Raw genomic sequence first — 16,272 nt, 5'->3', positions numbered from 1 at the left:
GGTTCCAGAGAAGCCGCTTCACTCATACCGGCTTGCGTAGAACGACAGCCACTGCGATGATTGCGGGCCATGAGACACCATAGGGACACACGATGACACGGGGAACAGAGGTCTTGGGGAAACTTGTCATATGCCTATCCCTGATCGGCGGGCTATTCGGCTGCGCCGGGTATCCCGCGCCGACGACGGACACGGCACAGTACGAATTCCTGCTGGAAAACGACACGCTCGACATGCGAGACGGCGTGCGCCTGGCCGTGACCTACTACCGGCCCGTGGCCAAAACCCCCGAGGAAACCTTTCCGGTGATCATGGAAATGCTGCCTTATCGCAAGGATGATTTTTTTGCGTTGGGCGACTACGAATATGGCGCCTATTTCGCCAAGCGCGGCTATGTGCTTGCCCGCGTGGACGTGCGCGGCACCGGGGGCAGCGAGGGCGCCATTCCTGAAAGCGAGTATTCCCAAGCGGAAATTTCCGATGCCCAGGAACTGATCGCGCAACTGTCCAAAAAACACTGGTCCAATGGCAATGTGGGCATGTACGGCCTTTCCTGGAGCGCCTTCAACTCACTGATGACGGCCCACAGAAAACCGCCTGCGCTCAAGGCCATCATCGCCGCGCATGGCTCGACCGATCTTTTCTACAACGACGTCCACTACATCGACGGCGCCTTGCATATCGATTCCTATGCGCATCAGATCGATACCGACAATTCGATGCCGCAAAGCCCGGACTATCGCATCGACGCAGCCTATTTCCAGAACCGCTTCGACAGAGAGCCCTGGATATTCACCTGGCTGCGCCAGCAACAGGATGGCGATTTCTGGCGCCAGGAATCCCTGAAGTTCAAAACCCCTCTGGAAGTTCCCAGCTATCTGATCGGCGGCCTGCTTGACGGCTACCGCGATTTCGTCATGGATGTGGAACGAACCAGCAAGGCGCCGGTCATCGCGGAAATCGGCCCCTGGAACCACGCATGGCCTGAATACGGTGTGCCCGGCCCCAACTACGAATGGCGGCAAAAAGCCCTGCGCTGGTGGGATTATTGGCTCAAAGGAATCGATAACGGAATTCTGGATGAACCCCGCCGGATGGCCTTCATGCGCACCGGGCACGCGCCCGCCACAGACCTGGGCACCGTCCCCGGTTATTGGCGTTGCGACCAGCAGTGGCCGGCGGACGGCAGCACTCGCCAACGTCTCTACCCTCGGGCCAAGCAACAACTGAGCGCCGCTCCTGCCGCACGGGCCAGCACCCAAACGCTGCGCTACCGCGCCGGCGCCGGCCTGGCCGCCGGCGGCTGGTGGGGCGAGCAAACGGGCGATATGACCGCGGACGACGCCCATAGCCTGGTCTACGATTCCGCCCCCCTGACTGAAGCCCTGGAGATCATGGGCATGCCGCAAGTGCGCCTGCGCGTGGCGGCGGATGCGCCTTTCTATCAGTGGACCGTACGCCTGGAAGACGTCGCCCCGGATGGCAAGGTGTCCCTGGTCAGCGGCGCCATCATCAATCCTTCTCAGCGGTTTTCACGGCTTGAACCCGTGGCGCTGATTCCCGGCGAACCCACTACACTGGCGACTTCGATTCACTTCACCACCTGGCGCTTCAAGCCCGGTCATCGCATCCGTCTGGCCGTGGCCAATGCGCAATTCCCCATGGTCTGGCCCAGCCCTACGCCCGGTGCCACCAGCCTTTCGCTCAGCAAGGACACATGGCTGGAATTGCCCGTGGTGCCGGTGCAAAACGAAACGGACCCAACGTGCGTCCTGCCCCCGCCGGAACCCAGCGACGCGGCGCCTTTTGGCAAAGGACTGGAAAACAACGGCCCTGTATTCAACAGCGTTCGCAATGAACACACCGGCGATTCGACCTTCACGACAGCCAGCGACATCAGCTGGACCCTTCACGGCAACACCTACCGTTCCAGCGAGTCCTACCGATGGGACGTCAACGACGCCACACCCGCCAACGCCCGCTACCAGGGCGAGCGCCGAAACATTTTCACCATCAAGGGCAGGGAAATAGACCTGTCGACCCAAGCGCAAATCGAATCCGACGCCTCGTCTTTCAACGTCACATTCACCAAGACTCTGCGCCAGAACGGCGAACTGGTCCGAGAAAAGACCTGGACGCAGCGCATTCCGCGCAGGTATCAATGAGGATGCGGCCCCAACCCTGCCGGCCTCGCACCCAACCACTGCCGAAAAAGCATCACTAATCCGAACACCATGACCCGCATCAATTGCATACCTGTCCAAGAGCTCAGCGGCCCTCATCTCGTCGCCGAGTACAGGGAGCTACCCAGGGTGTTCACCCTTGCGCAGAAAGCGGCTGCTCGCGGGGGCCTGTCCCAACCGGCGACCTATACCCTCGGCAAAGGTCATCTGCTCTTCTTCTATACCAGGCTTGGATATCTGGCCAGGCGTCACGCGGAACTGATCGCCGAGATGAAGAAGCGCGGATACAAACCTGCATTCTCCGGCGTTCGCAGAGAGGATTTCCCCGGAACACCCGACGCTTACTGGGGCGACTGGGAGCCGACCGCCGAAGCGCTGGTATTGAATCGAGCCAGAATCCAAGAGCGTAGCGCCTGACTATTGCCCACGACAGGGTCGGAAACCCTCGCGCCCGCCCCCAGCCCACGCCAGACGCCAAATAAAAAGGACCTAGGCTCGCGCCTAAGTCCTTGATAATCCTGGTGGGCTGTGACAGACTCGAACTGTCGACCGACGGATTAAGAGTCCGCTGCTCTACCAACTGAGCTAACAGCCCTTCGCAGATTTTGCGAAGAACGAAACTATACACCCATTCACGTTGCGGCGCAAAAACCCCGGCGCAGCACGAAACCGGCAGGGTGCGCCCCGCCTAACAGGCGGGGGATCCGTGTCCGATCAGATGGCCCGAGCCAACTGAGCGGCCAGCCCGATGTAGCTGCGCGGCGTCATGGCCAGCAGACGGGCCTTGGGTTCAGCCGGCAGATCCAGGCCGGTGATGAACTCGCGCAGGGCGTCCTGGGTGATACCCTTGCCCCGCGTCAGCGCCTTCAGTTGTTCGTAGGGCTGCGGCAGGCCGTAGCGGCGCATGACGGTCTGCACGGGTTCGGCCAGGATTTCCCAGCAGGCGTCGATATCGGCATCGATGACGGCGGCATTCAGCTCTAGTTTGCCCAGACCACGCAGGCAGGCGTCATAGGCGATCAGGCTGTAGCCCAGTGCCACGCCCAGATTGCGCAAGACCGTGGAATCCGTCAGGTCGCGCTGCCAGCGGGACACCGGCAATTTTTCCGACAAGTGACGCAGCATGGCATTGGCCAGGCCCAGGTTGCCTTCGGAGTTTTCGAAGTCGATCGGGTTGACCTTGTGCGGCATGGTGGACGAACCGACCTCGCCGTCCTTCAGGCGCTGCTTGAAATACCCCAGGGAAATGTAGCCCCAGACATCCCGATTCAGGTCCAGCAAAATGGTGTTGGCCTGCCCGATGGCGTCGAACAGGGCCGCCATCCAGTCATGCGGTTCGATCTGGATCGAATACGCATTCTGGGTCAGCCCCAGGCCGCCCAGCACCTCACCCGAAAAGGCGGGCCAGTCGATCTCCGGATAGGCTGCCAGGTGGGCGTTGTAATTGCCGGTGGCGCCGTTCATCTTCGCCAGTGGCTGCACGGCGCGGATGGCGTCCAGAACACGGTCCAGACGGGCGACCACGTTGGCGAATTCCTTGCCCATGGTGCTGGGCGTGGCCGGCTGGCCGTGGGTGCGCGACAGCAAAGGCTGATCCGCGTGCTGGTGGGCCAATTCGCGCAGCCGCGCCACGACTGTTTCCAGCGCCGGCACGAGGGCATGCGCACGCGCCCGGCCCAACATCAGGGCGTGCGAGGTGTTGTTGATGTCTTCCGAGGTGCAGGCAAAGTGGATGAATTCCGCAGCCTGCGACAATTCCGCATCATCGGCCACTTGTTCCTTCAGCCAATACTCCACGGCCTTGACGTCGTGGTTGGTCGTGCGTTCGATGGCCTTGATCCGGGCCGCATCGCTTTCGGAAAAATTCTGCACCAGCGCCTGCAGCCGCGCCCGTGCCGCCGGCGAAAAGGCGGCCAGCTCCGGCAAGCCGGCATCGGACAGGCCGATCAGCCAGGCGATTTCCACTTCGACGCGATGCGCCATGAAACCGGCCTCCGACAGGAAGGGCCGCAAAGAATCGGCTTTCGCCGCATAGCGCCCGTCCAGGGGCGACAGCGCATTCAGGGCGCTCAGGGAGGAATCGATCTGCATCTTGAACAAGTGGAATGAAGGACGCCAGCCAACAGCGCCCGTGGAAGCGGCAAATTCTGCCGCAGACAGGTCAAGCAGCGATTCTAACATTTGCCCCCAGTGTCAAGGCTTTGGGCGGATATACCACACCCGCCCGCCGAATCCACCCAAAAAGGGACGGTATCGGTCGGACTTCCCGGACCGCCCGCCCAGCCCTGATATACTTTTTGAGCCTTAGACTTTCCCCGGTTTGCCATGAGATTGATTGGTTCCCTGTCCAGCCCCTATGTCCGTAAAGTCCGGATTGTGCTGGCAGAGAAAAAGCTCGACTACGAACTGGTGCTGGACAACCCTTGGGATGCCGGCGCGCAGGCTGCCGCCCATAATCCCCTGGGCAAAATCCCCTGTCTGATCCTGGACGAAAACGAAGCGCTGTTCGACTCGCGTGTGATCGTCGAATACCTGGACACGCTCTCGCCCGTCGGGCGCCTGATCTCTCCTCCGGGGCGTGAACGGATTGCCATCAAACACTGGGAAGCCACCGCCGATGGCATCATGGATGCCGCGACCAGCATCGTCCAGGAAAGCCGCCGCCCCCCGGAACAGCAAAGCGCCGCGTGGGTGGACCGCCAAACAGGCAAGATCACTGCGGCGCTAGCCTACATGGACGCCCTGCTGGGCGAGCAAGCCTACTGCACGGGGGTCAATCTATGCCTGGCGGACATCGCCGTGGGCGCCGCCCTGGGCTATCTGGACTTCCGCAATCCGGCCCTGGACTGGCGGTCGCGTCACGCCAATCTGGCCCGTCTGGCCGAAAAGCTGGATGGCAGGCCGTCCTTCGTGTCCACACGCCCCCCCGCCAATTGATGCGCATCAGGCCCCGATACCGGGGCCTGAACATGGATACGCACCGCTAAGCGATCACCCCGCCCCCCAGGCAGACGTCCCCGTCATACAGGACAGCGGACTGGCCCGGCGTCACTGCCCATTGGGGCGCGTCGAACGACAGATCGAAATTCTCGGCATCGCGCACGGCCAGCGCACAGGCGGTGTCGCCTTGACGATAGCGGGTCTTGGCCCCATAAGCGCCGGGCGCGGGTGGCTCTCCGGCCACCCAGCTGGCGGCCTGTGCCGTCAGCGTTGGCGTCAACAGCCAGGGATGATCATGGCCTTGCACCACGTACAGAGTGTTGTTGGCCATATCTTTCCGGGCCACATACCAAGCGTCGGCTGTGCCGTCATCGCGCTGTGCGCCATGCACTCCGCCAATCCCCAGGCCCTTGCGCTGGCCCAGTGTGTAAAAGGCCAGGCCCTGATGCGTCCCCAGCACCCGGCCTTCCGGTGTGCGCATAGGGCCGGGTTTGGTCGGCAGATAACGGTTCAGGAATTCCCGGAACGGCCTTTCACCGATGAAACAGATGCCCGTGGAATCCTTTTTGGCCGCGTTGGGCAAACCGATTTCAAGGGCGATGCGGCGCACTTCGGTCTTGTGGATTTCCCCCAGGGGAAATACCGTGCGCGCCAGCTGCGCCTGATTCAGGCGATGCAGGAAATAGCTCTGGTCCTTGCTGGCATCGACCGCTTTGAGCAACTGGGTGCGCGGGCCCGCCGCAGTCTGCACGCGCCGCACCCGGGCATAGTGCCCCGTGGCGATATAGTCCGCCCCCAGGCCCATGGCATGATCCAGAAAGGCCTTGAACTTGATTTCCGCATTGCACAGCACATCGGGATTGGGCGTGCGGCCCGCCGAATATTCCCGCAGAAATTCAGCGAAGACGCGATCCTTGTATTCGGTGGCGAAATTCACGGCCTCGATATCGACCCCGACCACGTCGGCCACGCTAGCCGCATCCAGCCAGTCCTGCCGCGTCGAGCAGTATTCGCTATCGTCATCGTCTTCCCAGTTCTTCATGAACAGACCGATGACCTGGTAGCCCTGCTGCTTCAGCAGCCAGGCCGTCACAGAGGAATCCACGCCGCCCGACATGCCGACCACGATGCGCGCGCCAGGCTCGGGCATGCCGGCGGCGGCCTGATGACTGTCAAGCATGCATGGCCTCGTCCACGGTTTCGATCCAATGCCGCACCGGGGTATCCGTGCCGCTTTGCAGATGGCAGATGCAGCCGATGTTCGACGACACGATGGTATCGGGCAAGGTGGTCTGGATCGCCTGCAATTTGCGGTCTCTCAGGGTTTTGGACAGCACCGGCTGGGTGATCGAGTAGGTGCCGGCCGACCCGCAGCACAGATGGGCTTCACCGAAGGTCTGCAGATCAAAGCCCAGATCCGCCAGCAGACGTTCGGTCAGCGGACGCAGGCCCTGCCAGTGCTGCAGGGTACAGGGCGGGTGAAAGGCGCTGCGGCCCGGCGCGCGACGCATGGCGGCGCGCACCTCCGCCGCCAGGGGCGCCAGGAATTCGGCGATGTCCTTCACGTAGGGCATCAGCCGGGCGGCGCGCTCGGCGTAGGCCGGATCGTGCTGCAGGTGATGAGCGTAGTCCTTGATCATGCCCCCGCAGCCGGACGCGTTGACCACCACAGCCTCTACCTGCCCTGATTCCAGCAGGGGAAGCCAGGCATCCACATTGGCCCGCATCTGCGCGCGGGCTGCTTCTTGGGCATCCAGGTGAAAATTGATGGCGCCGCAGCAGCCCGAACCCGCTGCAAAGCGCGTGCCCACGCCGACGGCGTCCAGCACGCGCTGCGTGGCGGCATCGATGGACGGCAGCATGGCGGGCTGCACGCAATTGCTGAGCATCAGCACCTGGCGGGCATGGCGCTGCGGCTGCACAGGTAGCGCCCCCGCAGGCCGCGCCACGGCGATCTTGCCCTGCAAAACGGCGGGCAAGGCAGGCCGCACCCAGCGGCCCAGGCGATACAGCGGGCCGAAAGCCGGCGACAGCATCAGACGCCGCAAGGCGCTGCGCAACAGGCGCTGATGCCAGGGACGCTCGACCCGCTCGCTGACCAACTGGCGACCGATGTCCACCAGCTTGCCGTACTCCACGCCCGAAGGACAGGTGGTCTCGCAGTTGCGGCAGGTCAGGCAGCGATCCAGATGCTGCTGGGTCACGTAGGTCGGCTGGACGCCTTCCAGAATCTGCTTGATCTGATAGATCCGGCCACGCGGACTGTCGAGTTCGTCCCCCAGAATCTGGTAGGTGGGACAAGTAGCCAGGCAGAAGCCGCAATGCACGCAGCGCCGCAGGATTTCATCGGCCTCCTGGCCGATGGCCGTGTCTTGCGCCCAGGGGGCAAGTTGGGTTTGCATGATGTGTCCTTAGAATTCCTGCACCAGGCGACGCGGATTGAAGACGCCGCTGGGATCGAATTCCTGCTTCAGCCGTCGGTGGATCTGCATCACGCCGGCAGCCAAGGGATGAAAGGTCGAGACGTCACGGGATACCCCGCCGCGATGATACAGACAGGCGGACCCGCCCAGGGCCTGCACCCTGGCACGCAGAGCGGCGGCGTCCTGATCGCCTGTCAACCAGCGCAGGCCACCGCCCCATTCGTGCAGCGTCGGCCCCAGGCCCAGGGCAGGCGTACGCGGCGGCAGGCTCAGGCGCCACAAAGGGCGGTGACGGAAAAATTCATGTGTCTGATCGCGCAACCCCAGCCAAAATGCCTGCGCCTGATCGTCAGACACGGTTTCGCCGCCGATCTCACCCTGAGCCTGGCGCACTGCGGATTCGTTGCCCGAGAGCCGGACCATCAGGCGCCCCGCCCCGCCCACCTCGTCCGGCACCCAGGCCGTGGCCGAGATCGGCACTGGCCGGGACCGCCACTGCAAGCACTGTTGCAACGCCCCCGCCTCGTCCAACGCCAGCGCCCGGGTCGCCTCGCAGCGCGGTCGGGGCACCACTTTGATGGAGAGTTCCACCAAGGCGCCCAACACCCCCAGCGACCCGGCCAACAGGCGGGAGACATCGTAGCCGGCCACGTTTTTCATGACCTCGCCGCCAAAGCGCAAGACATTGCCATCGGCATTGAGCAGGCGCGCGCCCAGCACGAAATCGGCCAAGCCCCCTGCCGCCAAACGACGCGGACCGGACAGACCGGTCGCCACGCAGCCGCCCAACGTGCCGGTAGCCCCGAAACGCGGCGGCTCGAAAGCCAGCATCTGGCCCTGCGAGGCCAAGAGTTCTTCGATCTGCGCCAGAGAGGTGCCTGCCCGGGCGGTCAGCACCAGCTCGGACGGTTCATATCCCACCACGCCGTGATAGGCCGACAGATCCAGCCAGCCAGTGGCATCCTCGTCGACCACAGGCTCGCCATAAAACAGCCGGGTGCCGCCGCCGCGGATCATCAGGGATTTCTGGGCGGCGCGTGCCGTGACCACCTGCTCGCTCAGTTCAGACAGGACGAATTCCATAGGGTCTCTTCAGAAACGGGGAATGTCGGGAAAGCGCAGCTCGCCCTGATGCACGTGCATCTTGCCGTATTCGGCGCACCGCACCAGCGTGGGGATGAGCTTCAAGGGATTGAGCAGGCCGTAGGGATCGAAGGCACGCTTGAAGGCCGAAAAGGCGTCCAGCTCTTCTCGTGAAAACTGCGTGCACATCTGATTGATCTTTTCCAGACCCACGCCGTGCTCGCCCGTGATGGTGCCGCCCACCTCGACACAGAGTTCCAGGATGGCGGCGCCAAAGGCTTCAGCGCGCTCGATTTCGTCAGGCTGATTGGCATCGAACAGAATCAAGGGATGCAAGTTACCATCCCCCGCGTGAAAGACATTCGAGCAACGCAGACCGAATTGCGTTTCCATCTGGGCGATGGCGCCCAGCACCCGTCCCAAATGACGGCGCGGAATCGTGCCGTCCATGCAGTAGTAATCAGGGGAAATTCGCCCGGCAGCCGGAAAGGCGTTCTTGCGTCCGGCCCAGAACTTCAAGCGTTCGGCCTCGGACGTGGACACCTGCAAGCGGGTGGCGCCGACCTCGCTGAGCAGGGCCTCGACCCGACTGATTTCCTCGGCGACCTCGTCGGGCGTGCCATCGGATTCGCACAGCAAGATGGCCTCGGCATCCAGATCGTAGCCGGCCTGCACAAAGGGTTCGACCATGTGCACGGAACGCTTGTCCATCAGTTCCAGGCCCGCCGGAATGATGCCGTCGGCAATGATGCGCGTCACGCCCTGCCCTGCCAATTCCACACTGGGAAAGCTGGCCATGACGACCCGCGCCAGCTGTGGCCGCGGGATCAGGCGCACCGTGACTTCGGTCACCAGGCCCAGCATGCCCTCGGAACCGATAAAGGATTGCAGCAGATTCAGCCCCGGCGCATCGGGCGCCTCGCCGCCCAGCTCGATGACCTCGCCCTCGATGGTGACCACCCGCACGCGCAGCACATTGTGCACGGTCAGCCCGTATTTCAGGCAGTGCACGCCGCCGGAATTTTCAGCGACGTTGCCGCCGATGGAACAGGCGATCTGGCTGGACGGATCCGGTGCATAGTACAGACCGTGCGGTTCGGCGGCTTCGGAAATCGCCAGGTTGCGCACCCCTGGCCCGACCACGGCGGTGCACGCCTGGGGATCCAGGCGCACGATCTGATTCAATTTGGCCAGGCCGATGACCACGCCCTGCGGGTGCGGCGTGGCGCCGCCGGACAGGCCGGTCCCCGCCCCCCTGGGCACCACCGGGATATTGTGTTCGTGACAGGCTTTCAGCAGCGTAATGACCTGGGCCTCGTTTTCGGGCAACACCACCACCGGCGGCAATTCACGATACAAAGACAGGCCATCGCATTCGTAAACGCGGGTCTGGTCGACGCGCGTCAGAATGCAATGCGCCGGCAGGTCAGCGCCGATACGCGCCAGGAAACCAGAGAAATCCGGCACGGCGGTCTGCGGTTCGATGGCAGGAGAAGCGATGTCCATGAAAGCCCTTTTGAATTCAAGCCGCAGAAGCCGGAGGCAGCATTTTGCCCGGATTGAGGATATTGCGCGGATCCAGCGCGGCCTTCAACGAGCGCATGACATCCAGACCATCGGTGCCGTGTTCGGCCTGCATGAAGGCCTGCTTGTGCAGGCCGACGCCGTGTTCGCCGGTGCAGGTGCCCTCCATGGCGATGGCGCGTTCCACCAGACGATGGTTCAGGCGTTCGGATTCGGCCCATTCGTTCGGATCATCTGGGTCCAGCAGCATCAGGACATGGAAATTGCCGTCTCCGACGTGGCCGACGATGGTGTAGGGAAACGGCGCCTGATCCAGTTCGCGGGCGGTTGCCCCGACGCATTCCGCCAGCCGGGAAATGGGCACGCAGACATCTGTGGTGCTGGCCCGGCAGCCGGGCCGCAAACCCAGGCCGGCAAAATACGCATTATGACGCGCCGTCCACAGACGGCTGCGGTCTTCGGGGCGTTCCGCCCAGTCGAAATCCTGGCCGCCGTGTTCGTGCGTGATCTGCTGGACGGATTCGGCCTGCTCGCGCACTCCGGCGGGGCTGCCGTGGAATTCAAACAGCAGCAAGGGGGATTCCCGCAGCGTCAGGTGGCTGTAGCGGTTCGTCGCCCGGACTGCGCCGGTATCCATGAATTCCACCCGCGCGACCGGAATGCCCATCTGGATGACGTCGATGACGCTGCGCACCGCCGAGTCCAGATCCGGAAAATTGCAGATGGCCGCCGACACGGCTTCGGGCTGGGGATACAGGCGCACCGTGACTTCCACGATGATGCCCAGCGTGCCTTCGCTGCCCACGAACAGGCGGGTCAGATCGTAGCCGGAGGACGACTTCCGCGCCCGGTTGGCGGTTTCGATCACCCGCCCATCCGCCGTGACGACTTTCAGCGACATGACGTTGTCGCGCATGGTGCCGTAGCGCACGGCATTGGTGCCCGACGCCCGAGTCGCCGCCATGCCGCCCAGGCTGGCGTCCGCCCCCGGATCGATCGGAAAGAACAGCCCGGTGTCCCGCAAGGCATCATTCAACTGCTTGCGTGTGACGCCCGCCTGCACGGTGGCGGTGAAATCTTCCGCATGGACCTTCAGTATCCGGTTCATGCGCGACAGATCCAGGCAGACCCCGCCCTGCACGGCCAGCAGATGGCCTTCCAGAGAAGAACCCGCCCCGTAGGGGATCAGCGCGACATTGTGCGCATGACAATGCTGCGTGACCCAGACCACGTCATCGACCGACTCGGCGAACACGACGGCATCGGGCGGCATGGTCGGATACGGCGATTCATCGCGCCCGTGATGCTCGCGCACGGCCTGCGCCACCGAACAACGATCGGCGAAGCGCGCCTGCAAGGCATCCAGAAAACCAGCAGGCAAAGGACGCGGCTGGGGTACGAACTGCAAGATGTCCATCATCGATCCTAAAAACGGGCGGATGCGCCCCCAGCGACCCGCAGGTCGACCGGGGACAGATCAGGCGGCGCTGCCTACGGATTCTGACGGGGCCGAAGCCAGACGCTGGCGGCGGGCCCGGACAGCGGCGGACAAGCGTTCCAGCAGCGACACGGACACATCCCAATCCACGCAGCCGTCGGTGATGCTTTGACCATACACCAGCGTACGCCCCGGGACCAGATCCTGACGCCCCCCCACCAGATGGCTTTCGATCATGACGCCAAACAGACGAGTATCGCCGCCCTCGATCTGCTGGCAGAGGTCTTCGATGACTTCGGGCTGGCGGCTGTAGTCCTTATGGCTGTTGGCGTGGCTGGCGTCGACCATCACGCGCTGGCGCATGCCTGCTTTTTCCAGGGATTCCGCAGCCGCCTGAACGAATTCGGCCTGATAGTTGGGCGTCTTGCCGCCGCGCAGGATCACATGGCAGTCTTCGTTGCCGCGCGTGGCCACGATGGCGGAATGCCCGCCCTTGGTCACCGACAGGAAATAATGGGAATTGGCTGCCGCCTTCAGGGCGTCGATAGCGATGCGGGTATCGCCGGTCGTACCGTTCTTGAAACCCACCGGGCAGGACAGCCCAGACGCCAGCTCACGGTGCACCTGGCTTTCGGTGGTGCGCGCCCCGATCGCCCCCCAGGACACCAGATCAGCGATGTACTGCGGCGTGATCATATCCAGGAATTCGCAGCCGGCGGGCAGCCCCAGGGCATTGACGTCGATCAGCAATTCACGCGCCGTGCGCAGGCCCTGATTGATGTCAAAGCTGCCATCCAGGCCGGGGTCGTTGATCAGCCCCTTCCAGCCCACCGTGGTGCGCGGTTTCTCGAAATACACCCGCATGATGATTTCCAGATCGGCGGCAAAGCGCTGGCGCTGTTCGGCCAGACGACGGGCATAGTCCAGGGCGGCCTTGGTATCGTGAATCGAACAGGGACCGATCACCACCACCAGACGGTCGTCCTGGCCGACCAGCACATTGTGCACAACCTGCCGGGAATCATGCACGGTACGCGAGATCGCCGGCGTGCAGGGGAATTCACGCATCACGTGGGCGGGCGGGGCGAGTTCACGGATTTCTCGGATGCGGATATCGTCGGTATTGTGTGACACGGTCTTGCTCCAATCATGAACCGGATGTTCCAGGCGGCAACAAAAAAGCCGCCTGGCAGCGCCGGCGGCTTTTGGGGAATTTGTTAACTACCTGAATGTACAGCGATTCCCTTCCTCCACCAGCGGCGTTGGAAACGTAAAAAAGTAAAAAAAATACGGGATCGAGTGCATTCGTGAATCCTAGCACAGCAGACCGAAGGTGGCAAGAACCCGCACATCGCGTCCTGTACCAGTGCTCATCAGCCCGAAACTCATTTCTGTCTATTGATTACTCATGAATTGATTAGTGTTCTAATCATTCTATAATTCATCATTCACTCATCAATCATTTGATATGAATGCATAAGGCTGCGATGCCATCGCTGCACAAGGATCAGCCCTGTGCGCGCCTTTCCCACAGAACCGGAGACTCACATGAAAAAAACCCTGCACACCTGCCTGCTGGCCGCCGCCACTGTCGCACTGGGCCTTGGGGCATCCGCCCAGGCGGCCGATCTGGCGGCCATCCAAAAATCCGGCACGATCCGCATCGCCGTCGCCAACGAAATCCCCTACGGATACATGGATCTGGATGGCCAGGCCAAGGGCGTCGGCCCCGATGTCGCCAAACACATCGCCAAAGCGCTGGGCATCCAGAACATCACCTGGACCACCACCAACTTCGGTTCGCTGATCCCCGGCCTGCAGGCCGACCGATACGATATGGTGGCCGCCGAAATGGCCATCCTGCCGCAGCGCTGCAAGCAGGTGATCTATTCCGAACCCAACAGCTCTTACGGCGAGGGCCTGCTGGTCGCACAAGGCAATCCGAAGAACCTCCACGATTACGCCAGCTTTGCCACATCGGGCAACAAGATCGCCATCATGGCAGGCGCCGATCAGCTGGAAATGCTGCAGGCCCTGAAAGTGCCCGCCGACCAGATCGTGACGATCGCCAGCAACGCGGACGCCATTTCCACGGTCTCGACCGGCAGGGCCGACGGCTATGCCGCCACCAGCCTGACGGTCGGCCAGTTGGCGGACAAGAGCAAAGGCAAAGCCGAAGCGGCCAAGGATTTCAAAGACCCCGTAGTGGACGGGAAACCGGTACGCAGCTGGGGCGGCTTCACCTTCGCGCAAAACGCCACCGCGTTGCGCGATGCCGTCAACCAGGAACTGGCCGCATTCAAGAAAACCGATGACTGGAAACAGATCATGAACCAGTATGGCTTTTCCGCCGAGGATGCCTCCGAATCTTTTGCGCGCACCACCGCGCAATTGTGCAAAGGCTAAGATCGCCGAGTCATGGACTGGCTGAGCTATCTGCGCCCCTTGATGGTGGGGGCCGGGGTCACGCTTGAACTGACCTTGTATTCCACCATCCTGGGGGGCCTGTTTTCCTTTCTGTTCGGGATCGGTCGCTTATCCCGTTCCCGGCTCTGGCGCTGGGCTTCCATCACCCTGATCGAGATCTTTCGCGGCACATCCCTGCTGGTGCAGCTGTTCTGGCTATTCTTCGCCCTGCCCGTGCTGGGGCAGGCCCTGGGCATCGATCTGCGGCTGCCGCCGGTGGTCGCCGGCACCCTGGCCCTGAGCCTGAACATCGGCGCCTACGGAGCCGAAATCGTGCGCGGCGCCATCCAGGCAGTCCCGCGCAATCAGTACGAAGCAGCCAAAGCGCTGGATTTCACCCCCCGCCAGACTCTGTGGCGCATCGCCCTGCCCCAGGCCATCCCGGAAATGATGCCCAGTTTCTGCAATCTGGCCGTGCAGAACCTGAAGGACACGGCGCTGGTATCGCTGATCGGTCTGGGCGACATGGCGTTTCAAGCAGAGCGAATCCGTAATTTCACCCAGGACAGCGTGTCCGTCTACACCCTGCTGCTGCTGATGTATTTCGGCATGGCCCTGGTGCTGTCGGGCATGATGCGCCTCCTGGAATCCCGCGTCGGTCGCTGGCGCAGTCGAGGGGCTTGATCATGCTGTTCGGTATCGAATGGAACACCGCCAACGACTGGGTCTTCGCCTGGTCGATCCTGCCCATCCTGTTGCGCGGCATGGTCGTCACGATCCAGGCGACCCTGCTGGGTTTTCTGGTGGGCGCCGTGCTGGGGCTGGTCCTGGCCGCGCTGAAATCCGCCCGCCTGCGTCTGATCGCCTGGCCGGCGAAGGTTTTCACGGAATTTCTGCGGGACACGCCGCTGCTGGTGCAGCTGTTCTTCCTGTATTACGTGCTGCCCGAATATGGTCTGGTGCTGCCGGCCTTTCTGACCGGCGCGCTGGCCCTGGGCGTGCAGTACAGCGCCTATATGTCGGAAGTCTACCGGGCCGGCCTGGAGTCCATCACGCACGGCCAGACCGAGGCCGCCCGCGCCCTGGACATTTCCCCGCTGCGGACCTTCGGCGTGATCATCCTGCCCCAGGCCATTCCGCGCATCATCCCCGCCCTGGGCAACTATCTGGTGTCCATCATGAAGGACGTGCCCGTGCTCTCGGTGGTGGCCATCCTGGAAATGCTGAACGTCGCCCGCATCATCGGCGACCGCAGCTTCAACTACATGGTGCCGCTGACGATGGTCGGCGCGCTCTACCTGATCCTGACCCTGATCGCCTCCGCAGGCGTGCGCTATCTGGACACGCACCTGCCCAAACGCGGCATCCCCCTGCGTGGATAGCGCCGTCCCTTCCATTCGACCCAGGAGACTCTTGCCATGCATGTTCCCGACCTTCCTCCCGCCACGACCCCAGGCGCCGACACCTCCGAGCCGATCATCGTGATGGACAAGGTCGTCAAGCGTTTCGGCGACGCCATCGTGCTGGATCAACTGGATTTCCAGGTGGCCAAGGGTGAAAAAGTCACCATCATCGGCCCCTCGGGATCCGGCAAATCGACGGTGCTGCGCATTCTGATGACCCTGGAGAACATCGACGGCGGCCTGATCCATGTGGCGGGCAAACCGCTATGGCATGAATACCGCGACGGCCATCCCGTGCCCGCCAGCGAAGCCCACCTGCGCTCCATGCGCAAGGAAATGGGCATGGTGTTTCAGCAGTTCAATCTGTTTCCCCACATGACGGTGCTGCGCAACATCACCGAATCCCCGATCCACGTCCTGGGCCTGTCGCGCGAAGAAGCCCGTCAGCGAGCCTACGACTACCTGGACCTGGTCGGCATGACGGACCACGCCGACAAATTCCCCAGCCAGCTATCCGGTGGACAGCAACAGCGGGTCGCCATCGCCCGCGCCCTGGCGACCCGCCCCAACATCATGCTGTTCGATGAGCCGACATCCGCCCTGGACCCGGAGCTGGTCGGCGAGGTGCTCACCGTCATCCAGCGCCTGTCGGAAGAACACGATCTGACCATGCTGCTGGTCACGCACGAAATGGAATTCGCCCGGCAGATTTCCGATCGGGTGTGCTTTTTTGACAAGGGCGTTGTAGTCGAACAGGCACCGCCCGAACAGATGTTCACGAACCCGCAAGAAGCGCGCACTCAGGATTTCCTGAAGAACTTCCTGCAAACTCGGCAAGCGGGCAACTGAACGGCGGGCGGCCAACAAACTGA

The 16,272-nt window shown here is 62.7% G+C and carries 14 protein-coding genes and 1 tRNA gene; 7 read left to right on the top strand and 8 right to left on the bottom strand.

The annotated features are described in order from the left end of the window. The first annotated feature begins 113 nt into the window (after positions 1 to 113). On the top strand, positions 114 to 2,165 hold the full coding sequence (locus WBF69_RS06355; RefSeq protein WP_424262359.1) for a CocE/NonD family hydrolase: 2,052 nt from the start codon (positions 114 to 116) through the stop codon (positions 2,163 to 2,165). A 69-nt stretch (positions 2,166 to 2,234) separates the two neighbouring features. Beyond that, on the top strand, positions 2,235 to 2,600 hold the full coding sequence (locus WBF69_RS06350; RefSeq protein ID WP_424262357.1) for a pyrimidine dimer DNA glycosylase/endonuclease V: 366 nt from the start codon (positions 2,235 to 2,237) through the stop codon (positions 2,598 to 2,600). 102 nt (positions 2,601 to 2,702) lie between these two features. On the opposite strand, the gene WBF69_RS06345 is transcribed toward WBF69_RS06350, so the two are convergent. Together WBF69_RS06345 and purB are read right to left on the bottom strand one after the other, a co-directional pair. Continuing rightward, positions 2,703 to 2,778, bottom strand: a tRNA-Lys gene (locus WBF69_RS06345). A 119-nt stretch (positions 2,779 to 2,897) separates the two neighbouring features. Beyond that, positions 2,898 to 4,274 (bottom strand): adenylosuccinate lyase, encoded by a 1,377-nt coding sequence (gene purB, locus WBF69_RS06340; RefSeq protein WP_424262355.1) that lies wholly within the window; start codon positions 4,272 to 4,274, stop codon positions 2,898 to 2,900. A gap of 234 nt (positions 4,275 to 4,508) precedes the next feature. Here purB and WBF69_RS06335 point away from each other — a divergent pair, with 234 nt between their 5' ends. Continuing rightward, positions 4,509 to 5,120: a glutathione S-transferase N-terminal domain-containing protein gene (locus WBF69_RS06335; RefSeq protein ID WP_424262353.1), complete on the top strand. Its 612-nt coding sequence runs from the start codon at positions 4,509 to 4,511 to the stop codon at positions 5,118 to 5,120. Positions 5,121 to 5,166: 46 nt separating this feature from the next. Here WBF69_RS06335 and mnmA read toward each other — a convergent pair whose 3' ends face one another. Genes mnmA through aroG form a run of 6 tightly spaced genes read right to left on the bottom strand, consistent with a single transcriptional unit; the run spans position 5,167 to position 12,725 of the window. Continuing rightward, a complete protein-coding gene (gene mnmA / locus WBF69_RS06330; RefSeq protein WP_424262411.1) occupies positions 5,167 to 6,273 on the bottom strand; it encodes a tRNA 2-thiouridine(34) synthase MnmA in 1,107 nt (368 codons plus the stop codon). 22 nt (positions 6,274 to 6,295) lie between these two features. Next, the gene (gene glcF / locus WBF69_RS06325) at positions 6,296 to 7,525 is read right to left on the bottom strand and encodes a glycolate oxidase subunit GlcF (protein WP_424262351.1); all 1,230 of its coding nucleotides are present in this window, start codon (positions 7,523 to 7,525) and stop codon (positions 6,296 to 6,298) included. A 9-nt stretch (positions 7,526 to 7,534) separates the two neighbouring features. Then, positions 7,535 to 8,629, bottom strand: coding sequence for a glycolate oxidase subunit GlcE (gene glcE, locus WBF69_RS06320; protein WP_424262349.1), 1,095 nt, complete (start codon positions 8,627 to 8,629; stop codon positions 7,535 to 7,537). 9 nt (positions 8,630 to 8,638) lie between these two features. Further along, complete coding sequence (locus tag WBF69_RS06315) at positions 8,639 to 10,135, bottom strand: FAD-linked oxidase C-terminal domain-containing protein (RefSeq protein ID WP_424262347.1); 1,497 nt, start codon at positions 10,133 to 10,135, stop codon at positions 8,639 to 8,641. A 16-nt stretch (positions 10,136 to 10,151) separates the two neighbouring features. Beyond that, positions 10,152 to 11,573 (bottom strand): FAD-binding oxidoreductase, encoded by a 1,422-nt coding sequence (locus WBF69_RS06310; RefSeq protein ID WP_424262345.1) that lies wholly within the window; start codon positions 11,571 to 11,573, stop codon positions 10,152 to 10,154. Between the two features lie 57 nt (positions 11,574 to 11,630). Next, complete coding sequence (gene aroG, locus WBF69_RS06305) at positions 11,631 to 12,725, bottom strand: 3-deoxy-7-phosphoheptulonate synthase AroG (protein WP_424262343.1); 1,095 nt, start codon at positions 12,723 to 12,725, stop codon at positions 11,631 to 11,633. Positions 12,726 to 13,139: 414 nt separating this feature from the next. On the opposite strand from aroG, the gene ehuB reads away from it, so the two are divergent. From ehuB to ehuA, 4 genes are read left to right on the top strand one after another with little or no spacing between them, the layout of a single operon-like run. Further along, positions 13,140 to 13,997 carry an ectoine/hydroxyectoine ABC transporter substrate-binding protein EhuB gene (gene ehuB / locus WBF69_RS06300; protein WP_424262341.1) on the top strand — a complete coding sequence of 286 codons (858 nt, stop codon included), beginning with the start codon at positions 13,140 to 13,142 and terminating at the stop codon, positions 13,995 to 13,997. 12 nt (positions 13,998 to 14,009) lie between these two features. Further along, positions 14,010 to 14,681 carry an ectoine/hydroxyectoine ABC transporter permease subunit EhuC gene (gene ehuC / locus WBF69_RS06295; protein WP_424262339.1) on the top strand — a complete coding sequence of 224 codons (672 nt, stop codon included), beginning with the start codon at positions 14,010 to 14,012 and terminating at the stop codon, positions 14,679 to 14,681. Between the two features lie 2 nt (positions 14,682 to 14,683). After that, positions 14,684 to 15,379: an ectoine/hydroxyectoine ABC transporter permease subunit EhuD gene (gene ehuD, locus WBF69_RS06290; RefSeq protein ID WP_424262337.1), complete on the top strand. Its 696-nt coding sequence runs from the start codon at positions 14,684 to 14,686 to the stop codon at positions 15,377 to 15,379. 36 nt (positions 15,380 to 15,415) lie between these two features. Then, complete coding sequence (gene ehuA, locus WBF69_RS06285) at positions 15,416 to 16,249, top strand: ectoine/hydroxyectoine ABC transporter ATP-binding protein EhuA (protein WP_424262335.1); 834 nt, start codon at positions 15,416 to 15,418, stop codon at positions 16,247 to 16,249. Positions 16,250 to 16,272 lie beyond the last annotated feature (23 nt).

This window comes from Castellaniella sp., from assembly GCF_049673105.1.
Lineage (GTDB): Bacteria > Pseudomonadota > Gammaproteobacteria > Burkholderiales > Burkholderiaceae_B > Castellaniella.
Note: the sequence above shows the minus strand (reverse complement) of the source record. Positions and strands in the feature narration are given on the sequence as shown.

Excerpts from the sequence above, each read along its gene's own strand:
- ehuD (WP_424262337.1), top strand. The coding sequence starts at position 14,684 with ATGCTGTTCGGTATCGAATGGAACACCGCCAACGACTGGGTCTTCGCC.
- purB (WP_424262355.1), bottom strand. The coding sequence starts at position 4,274 with ATGCAGATCGATTCCTCCCTGAGCGCCCTGAATGCGCTGTCGCCCCTG.
- WBF69_RS06335 (WP_424262353.1), top strand. The coding sequence starts at position 4,509 with ATGAGATTGATTGGTTCCCTGTCCAGCCCCTATGTCCGTAAAGTCCGG.
- WBF69_RS06315 (WP_424262347.1), bottom strand. The coding sequence starts at position 10,135 with ATGGACATCGCTTCTCCTGCCATCGAACCGCAGACCGCCGTGCCGGAT.
- ehuC (WP_424262339.1), top strand. The coding sequence starts at position 14,010 with ATGGACTGGCTGAGCTATCTGCGCCCCTTGATGGTGGGGGCCGGGGTC.
- WBF69_RS06350 (WP_424262357.1), top strand. The coding sequence starts at position 2,235 with ATGACCCGCATCAATTGCATACCTGTCCAAGAGCTCAGCGGCCCTCAT.
- WBF69_RS06310 (WP_424262345.1), bottom strand. The coding sequence starts at position 11,573 with ATGATGGACATCTTGCAGTTCGTACCCCAGCCGCGTCCTTTGCCTGCT.
- mnmA (WP_424262411.1), bottom strand. The coding sequence starts at position 6,273 with ATGCCCGAGCCTGGCGCGCGCATCGTGGTCGGCATGTCGGGCGGCGTG.
- ehuB (WP_424262341.1), top strand. The coding sequence starts at position 13,140 with ATGAAAAAAACCCTGCACACCTGCCTGCTGGCCGCCGCCACTGTCGCA.
- ehuA (WP_424262335.1), top strand. The coding sequence starts at position 15,416 with ATGCATGTTCCCGACCTTCCTCCCGCCACGACCCCAGGCGCCGACACC.
- glcF (WP_424262351.1), bottom strand. The coding sequence starts at position 7,525 with ATGCAAACCCAACTTGCCCCCTGGGCGCAAGACACGGCCATCGGCCAG.
- glcE (WP_424262349.1), bottom strand. The coding sequence starts at position 8,629 with ATGGAATTCGTCCTGTCTGAACTGAGCGAGCAGGTGGTCACGGCACGC.